26 protein-coding genes are annotated in these 23,090 nt (G+C 53.3%); 6 read left to right on the forward strand and 20 right to left on the reverse strand.

Annotated features, from left to right (window positions below):
* Nucleotides 1-198 precede the first annotated feature (198 nt).
* A complete protein-coding gene (locus tag D9980_RS09385; RefSeq protein ID WP_121607124.1) occupies nt 199-1,197 on the reverse strand; it encodes an MBL fold metallo-hydrolase in 999 nt (332 codons plus the stop codon).
* A 213-nt stretch (nt 1,198-1,410) separates the two neighbouring features.
* Here D9980_RS09385 and D9980_RS09390 point away from each other — a divergent pair, with 213 nt between their 5' ends.
* Nucleotides 1,411-1,695: a hypothetical protein gene (locus tag D9980_RS09390; RefSeq protein WP_065684260.1), complete on the forward strand. Its 285-nt coding sequence runs from the start codon at nt 1,411-1,413 to the stop codon at nt 1,693-1,695.
* A 35-nt stretch (nt 1,696-1,730) separates the two neighbouring features.
* On the opposite strand, the gene D9980_RS09395 is transcribed toward D9980_RS09390, so the two are convergent.
* The 3 genes from D9980_RS09395 to D9980_RS09405 form a co-directional block, all read right to left on the reverse strand.
* Nucleotides 1,731-3,101: an amino acid permease gene (locus D9980_RS09395; protein WP_024486480.1), complete on the reverse strand. Its 1,371-nt coding sequence runs from the start codon at nt 3,099-3,101 to the stop codon at nt 1,731-1,733.
* Nucleotides 3,102-3,263: 162 nt separating this feature from the next.
* Nucleotides 3,264-3,500 carry a DUF4060 family protein gene (locus D9980_RS09400; protein WP_021181027.1) on the reverse strand — a complete coding sequence of 79 codons (237 nt, stop codon included), beginning with the start codon at nt 3,498-3,500 and terminating at the stop codon, nt 3,264-3,266.
* A 90-nt stretch (nt 3,501-3,590) separates the two neighbouring features.
* The gene (locus tag D9980_RS09405) at nt 3,591-3,893 is read right to left on the reverse strand and encodes a phage protein NinX family protein (protein ID WP_024486479.1); all 303 of its coding nucleotides are present in this window, start codon (nt 3,891-3,893) and stop codon (nt 3,591-3,593) included.
* A 110-nt stretch (nt 3,894-4,003) separates the two neighbouring features.
* Between D9980_RS09405 and fos the strand changes: the two genes are divergently transcribed.
* Nucleotides 4,004-4,411 carry a fosfomycin resistance glutathione transferase gene (gene fos, locus D9980_RS09410; RefSeq protein WP_121607125.1) on the forward strand — a complete coding sequence of 136 codons (408 nt, stop codon included), beginning with the start codon at nt 4,004-4,006 and terminating at the stop codon, nt 4,409-4,411.
* An 87-nt stretch (nt 4,412-4,498) separates the two neighbouring features.
* Here the strand turns inward: fos and D9980_RS09415 are convergent, their stop codons facing one another.
* The 3 genes from D9980_RS09415 to D9980_RS09425 all read right to left on the reverse strand — a co-directional run bounded on the left by D9980_RS09415 (nt 4,499) and on the right by D9980_RS09425 (nt 5,382).
* Nucleotides 4,499-4,780 (reverse strand): YebO family protein, encoded by a 282-nt coding sequence (locus tag D9980_RS09415; protein WP_024531216.1) that lies wholly within the window; start codon nt 4,778-4,780, stop codon nt 4,499-4,501.
* 98 nt (nt 4,781-4,878) lie between these two features.
* Nucleotides 4,879-5,022: a PhoP/PhoQ regulator MgrB gene (locus D9980_RS09420; RefSeq protein ID WP_237734150.1), complete on the reverse strand. Its 144-nt coding sequence runs from the start codon at nt 5,020-5,022 to the stop codon at nt 4,879-4,881.
* 120 nt (nt 5,023-5,142) lie between these two features.
* Nucleotides 5,143-5,382 (reverse strand): DUF2766 family protein, encoded by a 240-nt coding sequence (locus tag D9980_RS09425; RefSeq protein WP_021181023.1) that lies wholly within the window; start codon nt 5,380-5,382, stop codon nt 5,143-5,145.
* 169 nt (nt 5,383-5,551) lie between these two features.
* Between D9980_RS09425 and D9980_RS09430 the strand changes: the two genes are divergently transcribed.
* A complete protein-coding gene (locus D9980_RS09430) occupies nt 5,552-5,764 on the forward strand; it encodes a YccJ family protein (RefSeq protein WP_021181021.1) in 213 nt (70 codons plus the stop codon).
* Nucleotides 5,765-5,893: 129 nt separating this feature from the next.
* On the opposite strand, the gene cbpM is transcribed toward D9980_RS09430, so the two are convergent.
* The 5 genes from cbpM to D9980_RS09455 all read right to left on the reverse strand — a co-directional run bounded on the left by cbpM (nt 5,894) and on the right by D9980_RS09455 (nt 11,428).
* On the reverse strand, nt 5,894-6,196 hold the full coding sequence (gene cbpM / locus D9980_RS09435) for a chaperone modulator CbpM (protein ID WP_021181020.1): 303 nt from the start codon (nt 6,194-6,196) through the stop codon (nt 5,894-5,896).
* Nucleotides 6,196-7,116, reverse strand: coding sequence for a curved DNA-binding protein (gene cbpA, locus D9980_RS09440; RefSeq protein WP_021805649.1), 921 nt, complete (start codon nt 7,114-7,116; stop codon nt 6,196-6,198). Before cbpA ends, cbpM begins: the two co-directional genes overlap by 1 nt.
* Before the next feature lie 607 nt (nt 7,117-7,723).
* On the reverse strand, nt 7,724-8,530 hold the full coding sequence (locus D9980_RS09445) for a DmsC/YnfH family molybdoenzyme membrane anchor subunit (RefSeq protein ID WP_121607126.1): 807 nt from the start codon (nt 8,528-8,530) through the stop codon (nt 7,724-7,726).
* A gap of 12 nt (nt 8,531-8,542) precedes the next feature.
* Nucleotides 8,543-9,091 (reverse strand): 4Fe-4S dicluster domain-containing protein, encoded by a 549-nt coding sequence (locus tag D9980_RS09450; RefSeq protein WP_202913981.1) that lies wholly within the window; start codon nt 9,089-9,091, stop codon nt 8,543-8,545.
* A 3-nt stretch (nt 9,092-9,094) separates the two neighbouring features.
* A complete protein-coding gene (locus tag D9980_RS09455) occupies nt 9,095-11,428 on the reverse strand; it encodes a molybdopterin-dependent oxidoreductase (RefSeq protein ID WP_121607127.1) in 2,334 nt (777 codons plus the stop codon).
* A gap of 216 nt (nt 11,429-11,644) precedes the next feature.
* Between D9980_RS09455 and D9980_RS09460 the strand changes: the two genes are divergently transcribed.
* Both D9980_RS09460 and D9980_RS09465 read left to right on the forward strand, forming a co-directional pair.
* Nucleotides 11,645-12,337: an IclR family transcriptional regulator gene (locus D9980_RS09460; RefSeq protein ID WP_024486414.1), complete on the forward strand. Its 693-nt coding sequence runs from the start codon at nt 11,645-11,647 to the stop codon at nt 12,335-12,337.
* Between the two features lie 101 nt (nt 12,338-12,438).
* Nucleotides 12,439-12,825 carry a helix-turn-helix domain-containing protein gene (locus tag D9980_RS09465; RefSeq protein ID WP_024486415.1) on the forward strand — a complete coding sequence of 129 codons (387 nt, stop codon included), beginning with the start codon at nt 12,439-12,441 and terminating at the stop codon, nt 12,823-12,825.
* 696 nt (nt 12,826-13,521) lie between these two features.
* Here D9980_RS09465 and D9980_RS26845 read toward each other — a convergent pair.
* The gene (locus tag D9980_RS26845; RefSeq protein WP_202913982.1) at nt 13,522-13,686 is read right to left on the reverse strand and encodes a hypothetical protein; all 165 of its coding nucleotides are present in this window, start codon (nt 13,684-13,686) and stop codon (nt 13,522-13,524) included.
* Nucleotides 13,687-14,176: 490 nt separating this feature from the next.
* Nucleotides 14,177-14,617, reverse strand: a complete 441-nt coding sequence (lysM, locus tag D9980_RS09470; protein ID WP_024486819.1) for a peptidoglycan-binding protein LysM — start codon at nt 14,615-14,617, stop codon at nt 14,177-14,179.
* Nucleotides 14,618-14,841: 224 nt separating this feature from the next.
* On the opposite strand from lysM, the gene D9980_RS09475 reads away from it, so the two are divergent.
* Nucleotides 14,842-15,033 (forward strand): YebW family protein, encoded by a 192-nt coding sequence (locus D9980_RS09475; RefSeq protein WP_021181014.1) that lies wholly within the window; start codon nt 14,842-14,844, stop codon nt 15,031-15,033.
* Between the two features lie 84 nt (nt 15,034-15,117).
* Here the strand turns inward: D9980_RS09475 and ompC are convergent, their stop codons facing one another.
* The 6 genes from ompC to D9980_RS09505 form a co-directional block, all read right to left on the reverse strand.
* Nucleotides 15,118-16,200: a porin OmpC gene (ompC, locus tag D9980_RS09480; RefSeq protein WP_305000458.1), complete on the reverse strand. Its 1,083-nt coding sequence runs from the start codon at nt 16,198-16,200 to the stop codon at nt 15,118-15,120.
* A gap of 579 nt (nt 16,201-16,779) precedes the next feature.
* Complete coding sequence (gene astE, locus D9980_RS09485) at nt 16,780-17,763, reverse strand: succinylglutamate desuccinylase (RefSeq protein WP_121607128.1); 984 nt, start codon at nt 17,761-17,763, stop codon at nt 16,780-16,782.
* Between the two features lie 12 nt (nt 17,764-17,775).
* Complete coding sequence (gene astB, locus D9980_RS09490; RefSeq protein ID WP_121607129.1) at nt 17,776-19,116, reverse strand: N-succinylarginine dihydrolase; 1,341 nt, start codon at nt 19,114-19,116, stop codon at nt 17,776-17,778.
* A gap of 27 nt (nt 19,117-19,143) precedes the next feature.
* Nucleotides 19,144-20,616 (reverse strand): succinylglutamate-semialdehyde dehydrogenase, encoded by a 1,473-nt coding sequence (gene astD, locus D9980_RS09495; RefSeq protein ID WP_121607130.1) that lies wholly within the window; start codon nt 20,614-20,616, stop codon nt 19,144-19,146.
* Nucleotides 20,616-21,650 (reverse strand): arginine N-succinyltransferase, encoded by a 1,035-nt coding sequence (astA, locus tag D9980_RS09500; protein ID WP_024486977.1) that lies wholly within the window; start codon nt 21,648-21,650, stop codon nt 20,616-20,618. The genes astD and astA overlap by 1 nt, the downstream gene beginning before the upstream one ends.
* 50 nt (nt 21,651-21,700) lie before the next feature.
* Nucleotides 21,701-22,915, reverse strand: a complete 1,215-nt coding sequence (locus D9980_RS09505) for an aspartate aminotransferase family protein (RefSeq protein WP_121607131.1) — start codon at nt 22,913-22,915, stop codon at nt 21,701-21,703.
* Between the last annotated feature and the right edge of the window lie 175 nt (nt 22,916-23,090).

Below are 23,090 nucleotides of genomic sequence, written 5' to 3' on the forward strand. Positions count from 1 at the left end.
TAAGGATAAAAACAAATAATAAAAATACCACCTACCCACTCTGCGGCTATTTCCGCCGAAGATGAACGAAATCGCCAAGGCATTTTTTTCACTAATCTTGGCGTGACTGTTTTATCCATTACCCGCCGTAAACCCCGCAAAGCCGCACCACGCCAAGCGCCATCCGATGCGGGGTACGCCGTAACCCCATGATACTCATTAGGAGTTAGGGCTAACCTCTAGATGTTCACCAATCTTCAGCGGATAAAAACGGTGCTGTTCAACCCCGGCCTCGCGTAGTGCCAGGCTGAGTTGCGCAGGTGGTTCATCCAACGATTCATCGGCCAATTCAAACACCCCCCAATGGATAGGGATCACTCTGGGTTCATTCAATTGCTGATACAGCCTCACCGACTGCTGCGGGTCCATATGCTGCTCTTGCATGAACCATCTTGGGGCGTAAGCACCAATGGGCAGCGCCGCGATATCGAACGGCCCAAGGCGGGTGCCGATATCGACCAACCGCTCGCTGTAACCGCTGTCACCAGAGAAATAAAAACGCAGCGCCGGGTGATGGATCACCCAGCCACACCATAGAGAACGATTGCGATCCCACGGTGTACGCATGCTCCAGTGGCGTGCTGGCGTGGCGTAGACCGTCATTTCGTCCAGCGTCAGGCTCTCCCACCAATCCAGTTCGACCACCCGTTTGGCCGAGTAATGGCTGAACCAGCGTTTGAGGCCCAGCGGTACAACGAAGGTGGCATTGCGAAAGCGTTTGGTCAGTTCCCTGATGGTTTGACGATCCAGATGGTCGTAGTGATTATGGGAAATCAGCACCACATCTACCGCCGGCAGCTGCTTTACCGTTAGCGGAGGCGGTGTCTTGCGATGTGGGCCGTAGAAACTCACAGGGGATGCCCTTGGCGACAGTACCGGATCGATCAGCACATGGCGGCCCCCCAGGCGCAACAGCAGAGAAGCATGGCCCAACCACCAGACGCGGTCCTGTTCGCCGCTCAGATCGGCAGCTTGCCACCAGTTGGCGATAAACTGCTCGTAGCCTGCTTGAGGAGGTTTGGGCAGACCGAGCTTCTTGCGTTCGTCTTGCCAGCGCTTCAGATCCCCGGCCTGGTGTAGCGACGGCTCCGGGTTGCAGAATCCCTGTGGCGTATGATGCGCTTTGCTGGCGTCGTAATATTTGTTGGTTATTTTCAACCCATTCTCTCCCTGTAGTACCATAGTGGTGCCGCAATCGTTACAAGATTGCCTACCCAATAGCTTATAGTATCGCAATGACAAACAACTGACCTTTTTGTGGATGTTGTTGTCATAGCCAGAGTAAGAAGGCCAAGGTCGCCAAGAACCTGTTAAGCCTTTCTTAAGAACCTTGTGATTTACTTACTAGGACATTCTGAAAAAGGAGGAGTTATGAGCCGGACTGCATCAGGCAAGTCACGCGTTCGTATGGGCCGCTATCGCCGAGCGCTGACTACGCAAGGGCAATACTGGAAAATGTATCTGGCAATGAAGCTGCGCCGGCTACGCGTACCGTCACCGCTGCTGTTACTGGCAAGCACCCTGGCAGGCTTTTTTATGCTGGGCCTGCTGATGCTTAGCGTGGTGGTGATTGATGTTATCAGCACCCTGTTCCTGCTGTGCAGAAAGCTGCTGCGGCTGGGGCGCCACCATCAGGGCAATGCCGTCGCCCGCTAACCGTTTGGAGGCGCTGCGGCGCCTCCTACGTGAAACTACCTCTTGTTACCACCCGCCTTTTTACGCCGGGTCAGCAAAAATCCGACCCACAACAACAGTACCCAAACCGGCATCAACAGAACGGAGATGCGGATCCCTGGGCTGAAGTACATGATCACCAGGATCAACGACAGGAACACCAGGCACAGATAGTTGCCAAACGGATACCATAGCGACCTAAAGCTGGTGATCACCCCTTGGCGATCCTTGGCCGCACGGAATTTCAGGTGCGCCAGGCAAATCATCACCCAGTTAATCACCAACGTAGAGACCACCAGCGCCATCAGCAAGCCAAACGCCTCGCCGGGCATGACGTAGTTAATCAATACGCCTACCGATGTGGCCAACGCCGATAACGCGATAGACAGCACCGGTACGCCACGTTTGTTGACCTTGGTCAGCGCCTTGGGTGCGTTGCCCTGTGTCGCCAGGCCAAACAGCATCCGGCTATTGCAATATACGCCGCTGTTGTAGACCGACAGCGCCGCCGTCAGTACCACCACGTTGAGCATGGTCGCCACCAGGTTGCTGTTGAGCGCATGGAAGATCATCACAAACGGACTGCCCCCTTCCACAACCTTGCCCCAAGGATAAAGCGACAGCAGCACCGTCAACGAGCCGATATAGAAGATCAGGATACGATACACCACCTGATTGGTGGCTTTAGGAATGCTACGGCGTGGATCGGCGGCTTCTGCTGCGGTGATGCCCACCATTTCCAGCCCACCGAACGAGAACATGATCACCGCCATCGCCATCACCAGGCCGCTGATGCCGTGCGGCATAAAGCCGCCCTGATCCCACAGGTTGCTGATGCTGGCTTCCGGGCCACCGTTGCCGCTGGCCAACAGGTAGGCGCCAAATACGATCATCCCCAGGATCGCAGCCACCTTGATGATGGCAAACCAGAACTCGGTTTCCCCATACAGGCGTACGTTCACCAGATTGACCAGGTTGATCACGACGAAGAAAACCGCCGCCGATGCCCAGGTTGGGATTTCCGGCCACCAGTATTGAATATAAATCCCTACGGCGGTCAGTTCCGCCATACCGACCAGGATAAACATCGCCCAGTAGTTCCAACCGGATAAGAAACCGGCAAAGTCCCCCCAATATTTATAGGCAAAATGGCTAAAGGAACCGGCCACCGGCTCTTCCACTACCATCTCCCCTAGCTGGCGCATGATCAAAAAGGCAATAAAACCGCCAATCGCATAGCCCAGCAGCACGGAAGGCCCGGCCATCTGAATGGTTTGTGCAATACCCAGGAATAGGCCGGTACCGATGGCACCTCCCAGGGCAATAAGTTGTATATGTCTGTTTTTTAAACCGCGTTTTAGCGGGGTATCCTGAAGCTGACCGCCCATCTTATCCTCGTCCGGCTGAGTATCCAGGCTGCATTGCGCAAGATATCGCCAACCAATAAATAAACCTGCGGGCGTTTTAACACTTAACCTTTCAGGCATCAAGGATTAGAGCCCGGTGATCAATAACCGGGCCAGAGAGTTGCAGGAGGTTTGCTACGCCAGCTAGCTTGGCATACCGCACAGTTTGCTGAGGTTACGTGCGCCGATCATCAGCGTCGCCACATAGGATTGACGGCGGGTGATGACCTCAACCGCCACGCGATCGTTTTGATACTTTATCAGGTAGGTTGAGGGCCAGCCTTGTCGGTGCAGCCCATAGCTTTTGGCATGACAATCGATCGCCGCATGGGCAATCACTAAATGAGAGAGAGTGGTATCACCTTTGATAATGCGTTTCATAAAACAGTCTCCGTCAGCGACAGGTCCATTGTCAGAATAAGGCGGTGTCTCATCATTACGGGTCATCTACATTATCGACTAACATTTGATTTATTGCGCTTGCTGACTCAATAAAAAACAGATCATTGCGGCACGCAACGGGCTATGACTGCCAGCCTGCCACTCCCCTTGCTGGGTGATCATACTGGCTTGCCACTGTGGCTGGTCACTTTGTTCGGGGGCATTGAGGCTTATTTTGTTGGCGCAGATAATCGGCCAGGCATCGGAGGGGTTCTTGCAGTAGTCTTTCCCTTTCACGCCGCCGTAAGGGTACCATTTGTCGGGATTTTCCCCGGTGATTAACGCAATGCTGCGGTTTACTTCGGCGTCGCTTTCTTCGTACCATCTAATCATTGCTGACATCCATCTTTCGTAGAGTTGGCGCTACATTACGATGCCAATACGACAGATTTATGACAGCCTGCGGGCCTTTTACATTATTTCTACTAACGGATGACTTGATTATGTTGCTGGGTCTCAACCACCTGACGCTTGCGGTAAGTGAGGTAGAACGCAGCTTTCGCTTTTATGTGGAGGTGCTGGGGTTTACCCCCAAAGCCCGCTGGCATCAAGGTGCCTATCTTACATTGGGTGAACTGTGGCTATGCCTGTCACTGGATGATGCCCGAAGAGATCGGACGTCGAGTGACTATACACATTACGCGTTTACCGTGGCGCCGGAGAATTTTACCCTCATTGTGGAGCGTTTGCGCAAATCAGGTGTACAGGAGTGGAAGAGTAATCACAGTGAGGGCGAATCTTGCTACTTTCTCGATCCCGATCGGCACGCGCTGGAAATTCACTGTGGCGATCTGGCAAGCCGGTTGGCAGCCTGCCGGGAGAAACCCTATCAGGGGATGGTGTTTTACTGAAACGGAATGGTGAGAAGGCGATCCGGTTAAAACTGAAACTGAGATAACCGACGTGTCCTTAACCTTCTCACCAAATGAGGTGCGCGATTAACGCTCTGGGATAAACCCTTTATAACTCAGTGCCGGGCTAAGGTCATCATCATAATCGTCAACCGATGCCTTGTCCCCTCGGGCGGTTTGCACCAACGTTTTTAACAGTGCAGTTTGCTGGCGCTGCTGCTCGGCGATTTCCTGCAACAGCTGGATCTGTTCGTTGGCACGTACGCTGGCGCGATTCACGATGAACCAGACCCACAGGCCAAGCAATACAGCCAACACCACAACGGCGATGGAAATCAGGCCGGACGGGCCAGAAGCTAAATCAAACATGGACAACCCTATCTACTCTACTGCCTCAACCAAGCCGATATAGTAACATTCTCACCAAGGCCAGGGACAAGTTTGCGAAAAATTGTTATTTCGCCATGTTACCAGGGAACAATACGCGTGATAGAGCAAATGCCCAGTGCAAACTTCCCACCTTGATCGCAATAGCTATCCAGAGCCAGCAGATAGAAAAGCAAGCAGGCAACCAGCGTTGCCGCTATCACCAGCAGTTTTTTACGCCCCAAACCTTAGCAGCCTTATGATTATGTTGTTAACCTAATCATCAATGCTAGCATAGGCAACTTAAACGAAGTTTAACCGGCCGTTTAGATCTCCCTGCCCATCAGGGGTAGAAGATAACCCGGTTACTCGCGGTTAAACTTCATCTCAATCAGCGCAATCGCTTTTTCAATCGCCCGCTTGGTGATTGGATCGGCCCCGGCCGGGTGGCTGCTAAAATCGATACTCTTGAGCTGGCTGGCCATCTTGTCCCGTACTTCGGTCGGCGCGATCACGTCGATCACATCCAGGATTTGCTTGATAACCAGTTGGCAGGCAACCAGATCGGAAACCAGTTCTTGATCGTTGCTCAATGCGCTAGACATAATTTTTCCTCTGTTGATTTAAACGCGGCAAAGAATACCACGCCGTTTTGCATTTTGCCGCAGGCGTTCCGCCCTGAATTGTCGGCAATAATACGCATGCCTTGCAAAAACCAGCGGCAGAATTGTGGCCTATACTAGGCTGTGCCTCACACTCAACAGGAGAGCAATCATGGCAAATCATAATGTGAAATCTTGGGCGACAGTGCGTGAAACCTCGGTAGAAATTGCCGAAGCGATCTTTGAGTTGGCCGGTAATGATGAGGTTTTGGCGCAAAAAATTTGGGAAGAAGGCAGCGACGAGGTGTTACCGCTGGCGTTCAGTAAAACCGAAGCCGACCAACTGTACTGGGGCGAAGAGACCATCGAGCGTAAAAACGTCTGAGGCCCCTCACCCCAACCCTCTCCCACAGGGAGAGGGAGTTAGTACAGCGATGTAGTCAGGTACCGTGATCGATCCGTTTCCCCCCATAAAAAGCGCTGATTCAATGCCGTGTGATGAATCACTACACTTTCACTCGGCGATAAAGCGCTCAAGACGATGACGTAGCTGAGCGTTCTCCCTGCGCAACTGTTCAATCTCATCGAGCAGCGTCAGTGCCACCGCAATGCCGGGCCAATCCAGAGCCAGTTCACGTTGCAGACGCTGGGCGCGATTAAACGCCGCCACCGCCCCATCATCAAACAGCCAATCATCCACCGTCAGATCGCGGGGCTGGATCACTCCCAACCCGACCACCTCGGCCAGTTCACTTTCCGTTACGCCGGTATGCAGGCAAAACTCGGTAATGGTGAGGGTTATCTGTAGCTTGGCCATTATGCTTTACTCCATTGCGTACGAGGATCGAAGGCCTGATTCGCCTCGGCCAGTCGTTGCCAGAGTGCGGCGCTGTCTGCATCGGGTTTGGCAGGCATGACAATCTTGATCACCGCATACAAATTGCCGGTCTCTTTTTTGCTGACCAGCCCCTTCCCTTTAACGCGTAATCGCTGCCCGGTCTGGCTCCCCGCAGGGATGGTCAATAGGATATTGTCCGCCAGCGTGGGGACGGAAACCTTAGTGCCTAACGCAGCCTCCCAAGGTGCCAAGGGCAGAACGATTTCCAGATCGTGCCCGATCACCTCAAACAACGGATGCGGTGCCAGCTGAATGATCAGGTACAAATCGCCATTGGCTCCGCCAGCCATACCCGGCACACCTTGACCTTTCACGCGGATACGCTCCCCGTCTGCCACGCCCGCCGGGATTTTCACGTTCAGGGTTTTAGCGATCTCTTTCTCTGTCTGACCAAATGCGTTGTACACCGGCACCTTATAGCTCAGGGTGCGGGTTTGCTCGGTGAGGGTTTCCTCCAGGAACAGCGCCACGCCGATCTCAACATCCTGCCCACGGGCAGCACGCGGTTGGCCCTGCTGGCGGCCACGCGCACGCTGACCAAACATAGAGGAGAAGATGTCGGAGAAATCCTCGGCACCACCATACTCTTCACGCCGGGTCTGGCGGCCGAAGTTGGGTTCGTTTCGATGCAGCCGCATTTGGTCATATTCAGCCCGGCGTTCGCTGTCTTTCAGCACTTCATAGGCTTCTGCGACTTCTTTAAAGCGCGTTTCGGCATCGGGCTCGGTACTGACATCGGGGTGATATTTGCGTGCCAGGCGGCGGTAGGCGGTTTTGATAGCCTTGATATCATCTGAGGGTTTAACCTCTAGAATGGCGTAGTAATCCTTGATTTCCATAATGCTATGGTCTCTTTACTGTGGCCGGAAAAGTGGATAGCGCGTTGATGCGTGAGCAAGTTGAGGAGATAGGCTCATTGTAGCGCCATCAAGCAGTTAGTGCAGTATGCGCATCACTTCACGCGGTGATTTAGCGTTTCGGGCTGATTTGTTGTGGAACGTGCGGGAATTGCGGTGCTGACAAAGTGTTGATGACTCGGCCCATATCTGAGCCGGTCAACAGGTTGCGAGTGAATTTCGAGTTAACATTGCAGGTTCCGGTTGCTAGCCAGTTTCACGGTTCTTCACCTCCCACGCCTTGCGTGTTATTGACCATCATCACTGGCATTGCCAGAAAAGCGGCGACGCCCACGATCACAAAAAGAGTAATAATCACTGTCATTAACATGCGATCACCCCATCAACGTGGCGTTGTTACGGCTGACTCTCTGTTTTGGTTAATTACATTGCTGGCCTGGACTACTTGGCATTTGCGGTAGCGGGCAATCTCAGATTAGCTGGTTTTTCCGAATGCTGGCAAGCCCTGTATTGAGGCTTTTTTCTGCAGGATGTTGGGTCGGCCCGCCGTTCAGCGGTGGCACGGCTGGACCGACCTCAGTTTATTGCATCAGAACCAGGGGAATTGGCCCATGACGTTATGATAAAACAGCATACGTCCGACAATTTCCCCCGACACCAGTGCCACCCCGGCTATCACTGCCATCGATGGGGCCAAACGTGTGCGCTGGCTAAGCACCGCGAACAGCACACCACCCACCAGCATGCTGCCAACCAGCTGCCACCAAAGCATGATCCCTTGAGCGCTGGCCCCGGCAATCTGGTAACGCCCCACCAGCGTGGCCAGCAGCAACAGGCAGCCCACCAGCAAACCATAGCGAACCGTGCGCGGAACGGCCAAGCCGCAGCAGTTCAAATAGATCCCCAAGGTGGCGAATCCCAGCAGTAACGCGGTACTCAGAAACGCCAATTGGGTTAGTGGCGTATGCCACAGCGGATGGCTTGCCATCTGGTAGTAGATTTGCGCCGAGACCAGAATGGCGGCAATCCCCACTACCGATGTAACGAGACCTAATGTGGTGATCAAGGCCGACTTCTGCGGCCGTAGCCAGCAAGCTGCCAACATCAGGAACAGGCTGATATTCACCAGGATAAAGGCGATCACCTCACGGCTTAACCAGGAGTGCGGCAGGCCCAGCACCGCGCGGTAAGCCCCAAACGGGCTCCCCAGGTGCAGCAGTGACAAGCTGGAGCCAACGATCTCCACCAGCCACAATCCCAGAACCAGATATTTCAGTTGCCCAACGGACATCTGGGAGGTTGGTCGCAGGCGGTAAAGCGTCAGGGCGATCACGCCGCCAATGCCCCATTGGCAGAGCACGGTAAAAAACACCAACGGCAGTTCATATTCGTTCATGGCAGCACCTTTTTATTTTTCCGCTGGAATAATGACCACATTCGGGCCACTGATGCGATGGTCAGGCATGTGATACCGAGCCTCCAGTACCGCCCAATCCGTCGAGTGGATCTTCCTTAATTCCTCGATATCCCCAAACTTCAATACGCCCGCCGGGCAAGACGCCACGCAACGCGGCGGCAATCCTTCATCCAGACGCTCGGCACACATATTGCACTTGCTGGTTTTACCTTCCTGCGGATCGAAGACCGGGGCATTGTACGGACAAGCCATAATGCACATGCGGCAGCCGATGCATTTCTCGTGATCCTGCACCACAATGCCGTCCGGGCGCTTATGGTAAGTATCCGCCGGGCATACCTTCATGCATTGCGGGTCGTCACAATGGTTGCAGGACATCGAAATAAACCCTTCCGAGTTCGGGCCATCGGTTTCATACTCTCGCACCCGCCGCCAAAGCACGCCCGGTGGCGTCTGATTCTCTGACTTACAGGCCATGGAACAGGTTTTACAGCCGTAACAACGCTTAATATCAATCAGAAAGCCATATTGTTTGGTCATGGGTTATCCCTCCGCCCGTACATCAACCAGCGTACTGTTACAGCAATGCCCGGTACCCAACGCCTCTACGGCGTCATTGGTGACGTGGCTGCTGCTACCTCCCTGCTGTTCCCACCAGCCGTTATCCAGGGAAACCACGCCTCGTTTGATATGCGTCGTCACCACGGCAATCGCCCGATGCTCTCCCCGCTGGTTAAATACGGTGACCCAGTCGCCGTGTTTGATCCGGCGTTGTTGTGCATCCTGCGGATGGATCATCACGTTAGGCTTATTGCGCTGCACCTCAAGGATCCATTCGTTCATACCGTGGCTTGAGTGAATGCTGCGGGCCAGCTTGCGTTGTACCGCCATCAGCGGGTACTTGGCGGCCAATTCCGGCGAACCTTGTGGCGATTCATTCACTCGCAGATAAGTAACGACCGGCGAGAACGCCTTCTTCTGCCACTCTTCAATAAAGAAGTGGGCTTTACGGGTCGGCGTGCGGAACACCCCATTTTCAAACGGGATCCAGTCGCCGCTCACCGGCAGCACCGGCCCTTTTTTCAGCTGTTCCAGCGTGATACCAGAACCTTGCAGGCACGCATTGATGTAATGCTCAATTGGCTGGTTAAACACGTCGCCAAAGCCAAAGCGTTCCGCCAAACGCGCAAAGATCCAATAATCTGGCTTGGCTTCACCCGGTGGCTCGACCGCTTGTTCCATCAGTTGTACATAGTGGCTACGCACGCCCGCCATCAGGCTGACATCTTCAAAAATGGTCGTCACCGGCAGCACCAGGTCGGCATACAGCGCGGTAGAACTCATCAGGTTATCGGCCACCACCACGAAGGGGACCTTTTCCAACGCCTTTCTGACCATGTTGGTGTTAGGCAACTGAGTCATGACCCCCATGGTCATAATCCACCAGAATTTGATCGGATAAGGTCGGTCATTGACCACCCACTCGCCCACCTTGGAAATCGGTATCGGAGTGATTTTCTTCACCGCAGGCGCGGGTGGAATGATCGGACTGAACTTCGCCATTTGGCGTGCTCCGCCCGCATCACAGATCCCTGCTCCCCGTTTGCCGATATTGCCGGTGAGCAAGGCCAGGTAGAATTGGCTGGCGGCCACGTAGGTACCAAATTCGGTGCGCTGGGCACCAGACATGTTTTGCACAATCATCGCCGGAGCGGTGGTGGCATAGTCGCGGGCCAAACGCAAAATGGTGTGGGCAGGAATGTCGGTTTCAGCCGCGACCCGGTCAAGCGTCCATGGTGCAGCCTGTTGGTAAACGGTTTCGAACACGGTACGGTAGCTGCTGTCGGCTGGCAGTTGGTGCTGGAATAGCGCCGGGGTGATACCCGCCTTGTCATGCCGTACCAGGCTTTGGCTGGTGCAGTCATAAACCAGATAGCTTTCACTGTCGGTGGCATCGGCCCGCACCAATTGATCTTTGGCATCCACCAGATACACCGCGCCGGTATGCTGGCGCAGGAAATCCGCGTCAATATGCTGCTCTTCGATAATGATCTTCATCATCCCAAGCGCTAAAGCCGTATCCGTACCTGGAACAATCGGGATCCATTCGTCCGCTTTGGCGGCCGTTTCGTTGAAACGTGGGTCGATAACCACAATGCGTGCGCCCTGCTCTTGCGCACGCAGATAGTTTTTAAAATAGGCCTGCATGGTTACCGCTGGGTTGTTACCCCAGCAGATAATCAAACGGCTGTCGGCAATGGTGTCGCGGGTATCGGCATAGCGTAGCCCCACCATTGGCATCATCGCCGCAGTCACTGCCGAGCAGCAGAGCGACCCCGCCTGTTTCACCGAACCGCCCAGATAGTCGAAGAACGCCTTGCCCATATCGTTCTTTATCGAGTCCATGTTGCCAGCATGGGTGGACAACAGCAGCCCTTCGTTGCCCTGTTCCTTGATGGTGGTACGGATGTTTTTTTCGATTAAATCCAGTGCCTGTTGCCAGGTAATAGGCTCAAATTTGCCCTCACCTTTCTTGCCAACCCGCAGCAGAGGCATCGTGACACGCTGCTGGTGATAAACCCATTTAGTACGGCTTATGCCCCGCAGGCAACATTTCACATTAAAGCCTTCCGTCGCTTCAATCTTCATCAGCTTTTTCTGATAGACGTAAGCGGTCAGGTTACAGTGCAGGCACTCCATCGCACAGGTTGAGCGAAAGGTTTGATAATCCGTCAGTTTTAGGTGGATGCGGCGTAAGGGTTCTTGTTGACCCGTTGATAAGGAAAAAGCGCAAGGTGAAAGTGAAGCCAGGCCAATAACGCCCAGCCCTTTTAGCAACGTGCGCCGTTTTAGTCTGAGTGAAGCAATGTCGTTCATAGTTTTATTCTCGGTTAGATCACTTCCTGGTGTTCACCATAAATAAACCTAGTTAACCAATGGTATATTGAAGCAGATCAATCCACCTCAAAATAGTTAGTCATTGCACGCTAAAAATTCTCCTGCTGCCGATGCCAGGTTCAGGTTAGCGGGGGCATTCACCGCCTTAAACTGGTAAAGTGATCGGATCGAGGTAATAGCAAGTAAGGTAAGAGAATGTCGGAAGTTCAAGGCGTAAATTCGGTCGAAATTGCCGTGTCGGTATTAGAGAGTGTCACCGCTCTTGGGGGAAACGCCCGCGCTTCGGATATCGCCAAACACAGTGGGCTTTCGAAAAGCCGGCTGCATAAATATCTGGTTTCGCTGTGCCGAAGCCAGATGCTGTATCAGGAGCAGGAGACCAGCCGCTACTCGCTTGGCAGCAAGCTGTTGGCGCTGGCCGCGGCGGCAGGCAAACAGCAGACGTTGGCGACAATCATCAATAATGCGCTCTGTGAGCTGCGCGATGAGTTGAACTACTCCACCGGCTGGGCGGTGCGCCAAGGGGGTAATATCTTGCTGACGCGCTACAATCGCAGCCATAAAAATATCGATATCGATTACCTCGAAAACACCCTCATCCCCATGAATGCCAGTGCGGCAGGCTATGCCTATCAGGCGTTTGATAGCTCTATTACGCCACTGCTCGAGGCTAAAGAGCTCGAAAAGATCCGTCTGCAGGGCTATGCGGTACGTTACAATGTTACCGAAGGCATCCCCGGGGCACGTGCGATAGCCTGCCCGATTTTCAGCCAGGATAACGTCCTGTTGGGAATGGCAATCACCATGGGGTTTATTCCAGACGACCCGGCAGAGATTGTCCGTCTGGCAGGTCGCCTGATGGCGAAGGTCAAAACGATCCCGCTTTAACCGGCACGAAGGTGACAACCCGGGGCCTGTAAGGTACGCTAAGTGAGCCTGCCGTAAGCTCTGCGCTGCGGTTAAACAACAAAATCAATTGGGTAAAGTTATTGATACAAGAACATCACCTCGCACTAGTCTGCGCACTCAGTAAATGGGTCGAAACCCACTTGGGACGAGTGATCCACCTTGAAGAGTTAGCCGAGTATTCCGGCTATTCACTGTGGCATATGCAGAAGCTGTTCAAAGAAGCTACGGGGATCTCGCTGGGCAAGTACATCCGCGAGCGTCGCCTTGCCGGAGCGGTGTACCAGTTGCGCAGCAGCGAGGCTTCCATTTTTGATATCGCTTTGGATTTTGGTTTCGGTTCCCAGTCACACTTCACCTACATGTTCAGAAAGCGTTTCAACATTACGCCCTATGATTTCCGCCAGGATTTGAGTGTCGATCTGCATATCGAGCCTCCGCTACATATTATTCACCAGAAGATGGCATGAGCAGCAGCGGGTTGTTTAAGTGACGACAAAAGAAACGGCCCCAGAAAGGAGCCGTTGGCTAAGTGTGCTAGCTATGTCGGGTTGTTGATTAATCATCCAGCGTTACTTTAGTGCTACCGCCACGAGTACAGCAATGCAAACCCAAAACACCGCCGTGGCGATCACTACATGGGATAATCTTGCATGGGAGAGTAATTGACTCATAAACACCTCGCTTACATCGGCAATAGAACTGACAGAATTTCCGTACAGATTAATCTCAGCTTAGCAGGACCTGGCTATTAACGACAGCGTGCTAATTCGGGATAAATAACAATGTTTGATTAACATCACAAACACATTTAAGAAATACATTCACTTTAATCATTAATTGTGACTTTAATATAATTAAAGTGAATTTATTTAGAATTATTAATCAACCAAGTCCGCAGGCCATACCCTCTAACCATCATAAGCGAAGACGGTCAAAAAACGTGCTACCCCCTGCTACGTCTGAGATGTAGCGGCTTTGCCGTGGCGGGAAAACGCCATCCAACCAGCGTTGTCTATTTAACGGCACACCGCCGATGAATAATTCGCCATAACCTTTATTAGTGGTTAAATCGCAGCTACTGCGTTAAGGCCCAAATAAACCAAGGCATATGGCAAAAATTTTTCATCGTCGAATCAAGGATTGGGATAATCGCAGCTCTGGCTTCAGCCGCCTTTGATATAACAGCTTTTGGCATCGACCTCATGATCGATATGCCGCAGATCGGATAAATACGTGATGCCAAACAGGATCGACACGACAAGCAACACTGAGACCAATAAGGCAATGACCGCAATAAGCTTGGTTTCATCATGCGGATTTTGTTCCATTTTATCTCCTAAAAACAGTAAGTTAATCCCACCTACTGTGTGATCGTCAACGTAAAAATGATCAATATGCAGCAACCACCGTCAACGTTGTGATGACGCGTTGCGCATTGTCCATGGTTTTCCTGATGTTTGTTGTCTAATGGGGTGTTCACACCCTCTACTCTCTTATCGCCAGCCATAACACCTTGATGCTAAAAAGGGGTAACTCCAGGCTCAAGCAGCAGCCAAATTTACGCTGGTGACAACTAAGATTTTTCTTGCATGCAGACGCTACCAATTTTCTGCAACAGGGTCAAGATTCTCAGGGCTAGTCGCCAGCGTGCGGACTGGAAACATTCGTTGGATTTATCGAATTGCGGGTGGGTAACTTATAAGGGGCGAACGTCTGTATGAACGTACGTATTGGTTGAGGAGTTCAGCACAGCGCCCCAAATGGGGCGCCGGATTACGCAGTTCTAAGCTCAAGCTTCGATTGCTTATGCCTCCAGCATCATTGTGGGATGCGCAATACCTGGCCCGGATAGATTTTATCTGGATGGCTTAGCATCGGTTTGTTAGCTTCAAAGATCTTGTTGTACAGGTTGGCATTGCCATACATCTCTTTGGCAACGGCGCTCAGGGTATCGCCCTTCTTGACGGTATAGAAGCGGCTTTCCGCTTCTGGTTGCGCTACTGCAACATTATCTTCTACGCCGCTGATGCCTGCCACGTTACCCACGGCTACCAGAATTTTTTCTTTCAGTTCCTGGCTGATACCGTCCCCGGTGACCACAGCCTTGCCATCAACGACCTGAACATCCACCTTATCCGTATCGGGCAGGCCACTGTTATCAAGGTGCGCTTTCAGCTTGGCGCTTTGATCCTCAGCGTTACCACTCACCGTATCCCACAGTTTTGCGCCAGCTTCTTTGACGAAGTTAAACAATCCCATATTCGCTCCCGTTAATGATTGGATAGTTAAGAAATTTTAAAACTCATTAAGCTTAGCAGTACAGAGCGGAACTTCAATCCTCTTGAGGATGATTAAACGCTGCCATAATTCTGAAAATACCGTTTTTGTCTGGTCAATTATTATTTTTTTGTATTAATTAGCTAAATTCAGCCAAATTTTACCTACAATGGGGGTTGGAGCCTTAATGGGGGACGCAATAGGTTATGTACGCATTGGTGATGTTCGTTTGCTATCTGGATGGCGGCTGTGCCGATATCGTTGTCGACGTGCTGCGTGATGAGCATCAATGCCTGGTAGCAATGAAAGAACAACGGTTACGCCATGCCGGCTGTTTTCCGATCGAGGACTTTATCGACGGCTTCTGGCTGCCTGCCAGCGAGTACGCTCCTTTCTGATCCCACACGCCAAGCTGAAAAAGGCAGAGCGCAAGCTCTGCCTTTTGAACCACTCCCGACACAGGAATGAGGTTTGAATACGACTTAGAAACGGTAGGTCAAGCTGGCTGCCACGATGTTGTCAGTGTTCAGTTTCAGCTTGTTATCGTCATTCAACTGGTTGATTTTATAATCAACGTAGGTGTACATGTTTTTGTTGAAGTAGTAAGTCGCGCCGATATCGATATATTTCACCAGATCGACATCGCCGATGTTCTCAATGTCTTTACCCTTGGACTGCAGGTAGGCCAGTGATGGGCGCAGACCATTTTCGAACTGGTATTGCGCGACCACTTCAAAGTTTTGCGTCTTGTTGGCAAAACCAGCAACGCTGTTAACCGTGATCGGGGTCATGTTGCGGGTTTCAGCATACATGGCCGCCAGATACACTTGGTTGGCGTCATATTTGAGCGCGGTGGTCCAGGCAGTTGCGCTGTCACCTTTACCGTATTGAACTGCCTTCTGATCTTGCGTACGGTTAGAATCAGAGAAGGCTACTGCAGCACCAATACCGCTACCGCCGATGTCCTGATAGTCCACAGACATACCATAGCCGTCACCGTTCTGCTTGTGGATGTTGCTGCGATCATTCTCGTTCTTACCCTGATACTGCAAGGCGATATTCAGACCATCAACCAGACCGAAGAAGCTGCGGTTACGATAGGTAGCCAGGCCAGTAGAACGGCCATTCATGAAGTTATCGGTGTAGGTATAGGTGTCGCCGCCAAACTCCGGCAGCATATCGGTATACGACTCTACATCGTAAACCACACCGTAGTTACGGCCATAGTCAAAGGAACCGTAGTTGGCGAATTTCAGGCCAGCGAAGCCCAGACGAGTTTTGGTGCCTTCGGTACCCGCTGACTCAGCGTGGTTAGCCTGGACGTTGTATTCCCATTGGCCGTAACCAGTCAAATCGCTGTTAATCTGCGTTTCGCCTTTAAAACCAAAACGCACATAAGTCGCATCGCCATCGGCAGATTTGTTATCACTGAACAAGTGCTTGGCGTTAACACGGCCGTACAGGTCGAGTTTATTGCCATCTTTGTTGTAGATTTCGGCCGCATTGGCCATCGAGGCGGCGGTGGCAAGAACAACCGCTAGGGCTACTACACTGCGTTTCATCATTTATTTTCCTAGATTTTATTAAAAGCTGCCCGTCACGCCCAATTTATGCTTTGGGCTGTGATTTTTATCATTTTGTTTTTTATCTACGCCCCTTAATAAAGCGCCATGTGACATTAGCATCATGAATAAAAACTTAAAATAAAAAAGTTCATGAAACAGCGCACATAAAGCATGTTTATTTGTAACCAAATATTTCACTAAAATACTAATCTAATATAATGATTTAAAAAGATATTTAATGCATAAGCCATAACGCCTACGCTATTAAGCACCAAAATGGTGCAAACACGTTTCATTTTGTGTGATTTACCAACGATTTTGGAATAACCACAAAATTAGCATGCTAAGCAATAACGTTACTTATTTCACACTTTTAACTCATATCAATCTGATTAGCGGAAATGGCGCGAATAATTCTATCTTTAATCTGTTTTTTACTCATTGGGGTAAATCATAGCGAGTAATGGTACGTAACAGGCAAAATATCCTATCAACTGATTAAATAAATTACGCTATTAAGGTTTGAAAGGAAAAGTGTCGCCACAGGTCACTTACCTGTGGCGTAATGAACGGGTGAGATTAAAACAGGGTATTACGCGCGACTTCGGTCAACATCATGCCTGCACGTAACCCCAATGCCACCTTGGGGTTGGGAAACAACACCCACTCCTTTTCATGCTGCACCCGATAGCTTTCCCCCGGCTGCTCATACAATAAAGTGCCCTGCGGCAGAGCGGTAAAATTGGCGGTATCGTCACTTAAATAGAGTTTGAACGATTCACTGCGTTTAATCAGCGACCGCTCGACACGGAACACCCGAATCGGAGCCTCCCTGCGCAAAGGGAGAGATTGCCCGCAGACCAGCGCCTGCAGTGCTTTATTGATAGCGGAAAACTGCTGCAGATCGTTGCTGCCAAAGGGACGTGCCTTGCCCAATTCGAGGGTGCAGCTGGCCGCCTGCGCATGCTCGCTGGAAAAGTTGCTGAACGTACCGCCGGCCGCTTGGTGTACCACCAATGCATCCAACTCGGCGGCGTCTAGTAACGCCAACATCTCGGAGCTGTAACTCTTTGGTTGATAGGGCAAGATACCAAAGCGTGGCAGCAGCGATCCGCGGATCGCCGTGTGTAGATCGTAATGAAAACGTGTGGCCTGCTCTCCGGCAAAGAAACTGCTGACCGCTTGCTCTAACTGCTGCGCCCGCGCCGTTTCGCCAGAGGGCTCAAACTGCTGATAGCGTCCACCAAACATGCGATTCATATCGCTTGCCAGATAACGTTGATTGGTTCGCATCGCAGGTGGATTGCCTAACACCACCAGCAAGCGCACCGCCAAGGGCCGCACTCCTGCGAAGATCTCGTTCACTAGCCGGTCTAACAGTTCGATCGGGGCCGTTTCATTGCCGTGAATACCGGCAGAAAGCACCACTGCTTGCCGATAGCCTTGCAGCGGGCTGAGCTCCAATACCCCTTCCCCCAGCCACTTCCAGCGCAGTGCAGCGTTTTCACCCTCGGGGGTGGCGGGTGGCGTTCCAGCCAACGTCAGAGCCAATAAATTGTTCACTATTGCCTCCGGTTACTGTTGGAACGGGTAAACATTACCCAGCCCAAGGAGAGAAGTCAGGGCATCCAGTGCCGCACGCCCTTCATGCAGCAATTGCGGGTCTGCCAGATCCTCTTGTACCAAGCGATCGCGGTAATAGCGGTCTACCCAATCGTTCAGGGTGGTGAAAAGCGTATCGTTCATCATCACCCGTGGGTTCACCGCCCTCAACTCAGCATCGTTCAGCGCCACGCGTAAACGCAGGCAAGCCGGGCCACCGCCGTTGCGCATGCTTTCGCGCAGGTCGAACACCTTGATTTCGTCGATTGGCCCACCGCTGGCCACCATCTCCGACAGATAATACCAAACGCCCGGATGCTGGCGGGACTCTTCCGGTACCACGATCATCATCTTGCCATCGGATTTGGTCAGGATCTGGCTGTTAAACAGGTAGGTCGCCACCGCATCCCCCACACTGACACGAGAGGTTGGCACTTCTATCGCCACCAGCTCAGTCTCCAGCAAGGCCATCTTACGGCGGATTTGATCCAGCCCCTGCTGCTGATGCAGGAACGCCTGCTGATGATGGAACAGCACCTGCTGATTGCTGACGGCGATCACGTCGTTATGGAAAACGCCCTGGTCGATCACCGCCGGATTTTGTTGCAGGAATACCGTGTGTTGCTCGTGCAACTGATGTAGACGGGCGATCGCCTCACTGGCCTCGCGCGTCTGGCGTGCCGGGTAACGCGTGGGGGCACTTTCCCCTCCAAACTCCTGCTTGCCGTACACAAAGACCTGCACCCCGGGTTTGGCATAGTCGCCCCCAAGGCGGTTATGGTTGGCAGCGCCCTCATCCCCAAAGAGTGCCACCTGCGGTAAGGCATCGTGGTGAGTAAAGTATTGCTCATCATTAAAGATGGCTCGCAGCACGCTAGAAGTGGTTTCAGCCTCAATCGCACGATGGAATTTGTTATTCAGATTGGCGGCAGTGAAATGCACTTTGCCATCCAGACTGTCTGGCGAAGGCGAAACCGTCGCGGCATTGGCCGTCCACATGGATGAGGCAGAACTGAGCGCCGACAGCAGGCGCGGTGAGGTTCGCATCGCCTGGGCCAGCACGCTCTCGTCGCTACCGCTGAAGCCCAATTTACGCAGCGTGGGAAGATGAGGTCGTTCCTGCGGAGGCAGCACGCCCTGCTGGAAGCCCATATCTGCCAGCGCTTTCATTTTCAGCAGCCCCTGCTTTGCCGCCAGCTTGGGGTTCGATGCGCTGTTGCGGTGCTGCGTCGAAGCCTCATTGCCAAACGACAGCCCGGCATAGTGGTGCGTCAAGCCAACCAACCCATCGAAATTGACTTCATATCCGGACATTTTGCTCTCCTGTAAACTGCCGAACGATCAGTTAAATATCAGGCCCGGTGACAGGCTGGTTGGCAGCGTCAGGCTGGCACTTTCCAGCGAAGCCATCGGCCATGCGCAGTAATCTGCCGCATAGAACGCACTTGGCCGATGGTTGCCAGAAGCTCCCACACCACCGAAAGGTGCCGCGCTAGAAGCGCCGGTCAGCGGCTTGTTCCAGTTGACAATACCGGCTCGCGCCTCCAGCAGCAGCCGTTCAAACTGCTCCCGCTGCGGGGACATCAGCCCAACGGACAGGCCATAGCGCGTGTTATTAGCCATGCGCAACGCCTGATCGAAATGGTCGTAACGAATGATCGTGGTCAGCGGGCCAAAATATTCTTCGTCTGGCACGTCCGCCACGCCTGTCACATCGATAATGCCGGGGCTTAATAACGCGCTGCCGCTCTCCAGCGATTTCATGGTCAACAAGGCTTTGCCGCCCAATGCCAACAGGTGATGCTGAGCTGCCAGCATGTTTTCTGCCGCAGAGGAGGAGATCACCCCGCCCATAAACGGCTGAGGCTCAGCATCCCAACGGCCAATGCGCAGCGTAGATGCCACCTGAACCAGGCGTGTAATAAAGGCATCGCCCTGTGGCCCGTTTTTCACCAAAATGCGGCGAGCACAGGTACAGCGCTGCCCGGCAGAAATAAACGCCGATTGAATGGCCAGATTCACCGCCGCGTCACAATCTTCTACCTGTTCGACGATCAGCGCATTGTTGCCACCCATCTCCAGCGCCAGGATCTTTTCTGGCTGACCAGCCAATTGGCGGTGCAGGTGATAGCCGGTGCCAGCACTGCCGGTAAACAGCAGCCCATCAATATCGGCACAGCTTGCCAAGGCCTCACCGGTTTCACGTCCACCTTGCACCAGATTGATCACCCCATCCGGCAAACCCGCCTGCAGCCACAACTGTAACGTCACCTCCGCCGTCAACGGCGTCAATTCGCTGGGTTTGAACACCACGCAGTTGCCCGCCAGCAGCGCCGGAACGATATGCCCATTGGGTAAATGACCAGGGAAGTTATACGGGCCAAACACCGCCAACACGCCGTGCGGCCGATGGCGTAGCACCGAAGCACCGTCGGCCATTGCAGTTTCCGTCACCCCAGTACGCGCCTGATAGGCCTGCAATGAAATGCCGACCTTGCCAATCATCGCCTGGACTTCGGTCAAGGTTTCCCAGCGGGGTTTACTGGTTTCACGGCTGATAGTCTCGGCCAGATGTTGCTTATGCTCCTCCAGCAACGCCGCGAAGCGTTTTACCAACTGTTCGCGCTGCGCAAACGGCGTGCGCGCCCAGGCAGGGAAAGCCTCACGTGCAGCTGCGCAGGCCGAAGCCACGTCGTCAATACTGGCCGCATTGGCTTGCCACAGCGGCAGGTTATCCAACGGATCGGTTTTGCTGAACTCAGCGCCCCGGCCGGCCTGCCAGACGCCATTAATTAACAATGCAGGATGTGACATTACATTTTCTCCTGAGCGATAAGCTTGATGACCCGTACCGGGCTCCCCTGTTCGACACCGAGCGCCGCAGCCGTCTCGGCGTTGATACGCAAGCGGTCATCATGCAGTTGGGCATGCACCAACAGGGCGCGATAATTCTGATAGTTGTCGTTGGCCACCAGGTAGGCCGGGGACTCGCTGAATACCTGCGTATCATCCAGCACCACCTTCACCATTTTGCTGCGCTTCACCGCACGGATCTCGTCAATCTCGGCTTCCAGCGTCGGGCCCCCGTCAAAGATATCGACGTAGCCCTGGTAGCGCAGCCCTTCGGCTTCCAGCAGCTTGCGCGCCGGTGCGGTTTGCGGGTGAACTTCGCCGATCACCTTCTGCGCATCTTCGGCCAGAAAGTCGACGTACAGCGGGTGTTTCGGCATCAGTTCGGCGATAAACGCCTTTTGCCCGGTGCCGCTGAGATAGTCCGCCTTGGCGAACTCGATAGAAAAGAAGTGGCGGCCAACGCTTTCCCAGAAGGGGGAACGGCCATTTTCATCGGAATAACCGCGCATCTCCGCGATCACTTTGCGGGAGAATTGGTTGCGGAATGCGGCCATAAACAGGAAGCGCACTTTTGACAGCAGCTTGCCATTCTCGCCATGACGGTAGTCCGGATCGAGGAACAGCGTACAAAGTTCCGAATGGCCGGTATGGTCGTTGCTTAAAAACAGCGTTGGCACCGATTTATAGACATTAAGCTGCTTTGAGGCATGCACCTGGGTACCCACGCGGAAGCTATACCAGGGTTCGGTCAGCCCAACCGCGACTTCGATCGCGCTGACGCCAACGACCTGTTGCCGTTCGGTATCCTCCATAACAAACAGATAGCAGCGATCGCTCTGGGGAAGTTCGCCTTGCCAGGTTTTTAACGCCCGCTCAATACGTGCCGACAGCGTCTCTTCATTCTGCGGCAAAGAGGTGAGGCCAATACCGGATTTACCGGCGAGCGTCAGCAGGTCAGCCAGGTCACGGCGCTCTATGGGGCGGATAATCATCATAATGCGAACCTCGGAAGTCATCGGCTGCGCACCGGGCGCAGCCGCCTTGATTAGCTGCAAATCCGCGCCACAGCACGCGCGAACCGCGCCAGCCCCTCTTTCACATCCTGTTCTGGGATGATCAGCGAAGGCGTAAAGCGCACCACGTCCGGGCCAGCGATCAGGGCTATCACCCCCTCCTCGTTAGCCAGTTGGGTGAGCTGTTTGGCTCTACCGGCATATTCCGGGTTCAGCACGCAGCCAATTAACAGGCCCGCCCCGCGGATTTCGCTAAAGATCGGATACTGTAGGTTGATTTCCGTCAGTCCGGCGATAAACCATTCGAGACGCTGCTTCACCCCATCAAGGACTTCCGGAGTGTTAATCAGCGAGAACACCACCCCAGCTACCGCCGCCGCCAGCGGGTTGCCGCCGTAGGTGGTGCCATGAGTGCCAACGCCCAGGGTTTTCGCCAGCTTGTCGGTGGTGATCATCGCGCCGATCGGGAAGCCGCCGCCCAATGCCTTGGCAGTGGTCAACACGTCTGGCACCACCCCATAATTCATATAGGCATACAGCGATCCCGTGCGGCCCACGCCGGTTTGCACCTCATCAAAGATCAGCAGTGCGCCGTGGCGGTCGCACAGTTCACGCAGCCCTTGCAGGAACTGCGGTTGTGCCGGAACCACCCCGCCCTCGCCCTGAATCGGCTCAACGATCACCGCGCAGGTATGGTCGTTAATCACCTGTTCAGCCGCCGCCAGGTCGTTAAACGGCGTATGGGTAATGCCGCCAGGCAGTGGCGCAAAATCCTGTGAATATTTTGGTTGGCCCCCGGCAGACACGGTAAACAGGGTGCGGCCATGAAACGCATTATTGAACGCGACGATCTGGTTCTTTTCTCGGTTGCCACTATCCAGCGCATGTTTTCGCGCCAGCTTTAGCGCGGCCTCGTTGGCTTCGGCGCCGGAGTTACAGAAAAATACTTTGTCGGCAAAGGTGGCATCAATCAGCTGTTTGGCCAGGCGCAACACCGGCTCGTTGGTATAACCGTTGCCCAGATGCCAAAGCTTGCCTGCCTGTTCGACCAGCGCCGCTAACACCTGCGGATGGGCATGGCCCAGAGCATTGACGGCAATGCCTCCGGCGAAATCAATATAGGATTTCCCCTGCTGATCCCAAACCTGTGAGCCTTCTCCCCGCACCAAAATAAAATCCGCAGGGGCATAAACCGGGATCATCCAGTCGTCGAAAGACTGGCGGGTAACTGCGATTGGCTGTTCCATAATGACCTCATAACGTCAGCAAAGGCTGAATTTTGGCGGTAAGGACCGCTCTGGCGGCGCAAGGCCGGCGAAAAAGCAAATTAACCCTATTATCCGGTGTCTTTTCTGGCCGACGATAATGCTGCTCACCGCCGCCTATTCAGATACAAACCTGTTACATAAAATCGGTTATTCG

The organism is Serratia sp. 3ACOL1, from assembly GCF_003668775.1.
Classification (GTDB): domain Bacteria; phylum Pseudomonadota; class Gammaproteobacteria; order Enterobacterales; family Enterobacteriaceae; genus Chania; species Chania fonticola.

Bases quoted from the DNA above. Each gene is read 5' to 3' on its own strand.
- D9980_RS09390 (WP_065684260.1), top strand. From the start codon at position 1,411: ATGAGCCGGACTGCATCAGGCAAGTCACGCGTTCGTATGGGCCGCTAT.
- D9980_RS09395 (WP_024486480.1), bottom strand. From the start codon at position 3,101: ATGGGCGGTCAGCTTCAGGATACCCCGCTAAAACGCGGTTTAAAAAAC.
- D9980_RS09400 (WP_021181027.1), bottom strand. From the start codon at position 3,500: ATGAAACGCATTATCAAAGGTGATACCACTCTCTCTCATTTAGTGATT.
- D9980_RS09405 (WP_024486479.1), bottom strand. From the start codon at position 3,893: ATGATTAGATGGTACGAAGAAAGCGACGCCGAAGTAAACCGCAGCATT.
- fos (WP_121607125.1), top strand. From the start codon at position 4,004: ATGTTGCTGGGTCTCAACCACCTGACGCTTGCGGTAAGTGAGGTAGAA.
- D9980_RS09415 (WP_024531216.1), bottom strand. From the start codon at position 4,780: ATGTTTGATTTAGCTTCTGGCCCGTCCGGCCTGATTTCCATCGCCGTT.
- D9980_RS09425 (WP_021181023.1), bottom strand. From the start codon at position 5,382: ATGTCTAGCGCATTGAGCAACGATCAAGAACTGGTTTCCGATCTGGTT.
- D9980_RS09430 (WP_021181021.1), top strand. From the start codon at position 5,552: ATGGCAAATCATAATGTGAAATCTTGGGCGACAGTGCGTGAAACCTCG.
- cbpM (WP_021181020.1), bottom strand. From the start codon at position 6,196: ATGGCCAAGCTACAGATAACCCTCACCATTACCGAGTTTTGCCTGCAT.
- cbpA (WP_021805649.1), bottom strand. From the start codon at position 7,116: ATGGAAATCAAGGATTACTACGCCATTCTAGAGGTTAAACCCTCAGAT.
- D9980_RS09445 (WP_121607126.1), bottom strand. From the start codon at position 8,530: ATGAACGAATATGAACTGCCGTTGGTGTTTTTTACCGTGCTCTGCCAA.
- D9980_RS09450 (WP_202913981.1), bottom strand. From the start codon at position 9,091: ATGACCAAACAATATGGCTTTCTGATTGATATTAAGCGTTGTTACGGC.
- D9980_RS09455 (WP_121607127.1), bottom strand. From the start codon at position 11,428: ATGAACGACATTGCTTCACTCAGACTAAAACGGCGCACGTTGCTAAAA.
- D9980_RS09460 (WP_024486414.1), top strand. From the start codon at position 11,645: ATGTCGGAAGTTCAAGGCGTAAATTCGGTCGAAATTGCCGTGTCGGTA.
- D9980_RS26845 (WP_202913982.1), bottom strand. From the start codon at position 13,686: ATGGAACAAAATCCGCATGATGAAACCAAGCTTATTGCGGTCATTGCC.
- lysM (WP_024486819.1), bottom strand. From the start codon at position 14,617: ATGGGATTGTTTAACTTCGTCAAAGAAGCTGGCGCAAAACTGTGGGAT.
- D9980_RS09475 (WP_021181014.1), top strand. From the start codon at position 14,842: ATGTACGCATTGGTGATGTTCGTTTGCTATCTGGATGGCGGCTGTGCC.
- ompC (WP_305000458.1), bottom strand. From the start codon at position 16,200: ATGATGAAACGCAGTGTAGTAGCCCTAGCGGTTGTTCTTGCCACCGCC.
- astB (WP_121607129.1), bottom strand. From the start codon at position 19,116: ATGTCCGGATATGAAGTCAATTTCGATGGGTTGGTTGGCTTGACGCAC.
- astD (WP_121607130.1), bottom strand. From the start codon at position 20,616: ATGTCACATCCTGCATTGTTAATTAATGGCGTCTGGCAGGCCGGCCGG.
- astA (WP_024486977.1), bottom strand. From the start codon at position 21,650: ATGATGATTATCCGCCCCATAGAGCGCCGTGACCTGGCTGACCTGCTG.
- D9980_RS09505 (WP_121607131.1), bottom strand. From the start codon at position 22,915: ATGGAACAGCCAATCGCAGTTACCCGCCAGTCTTTCGACGACTGGATG.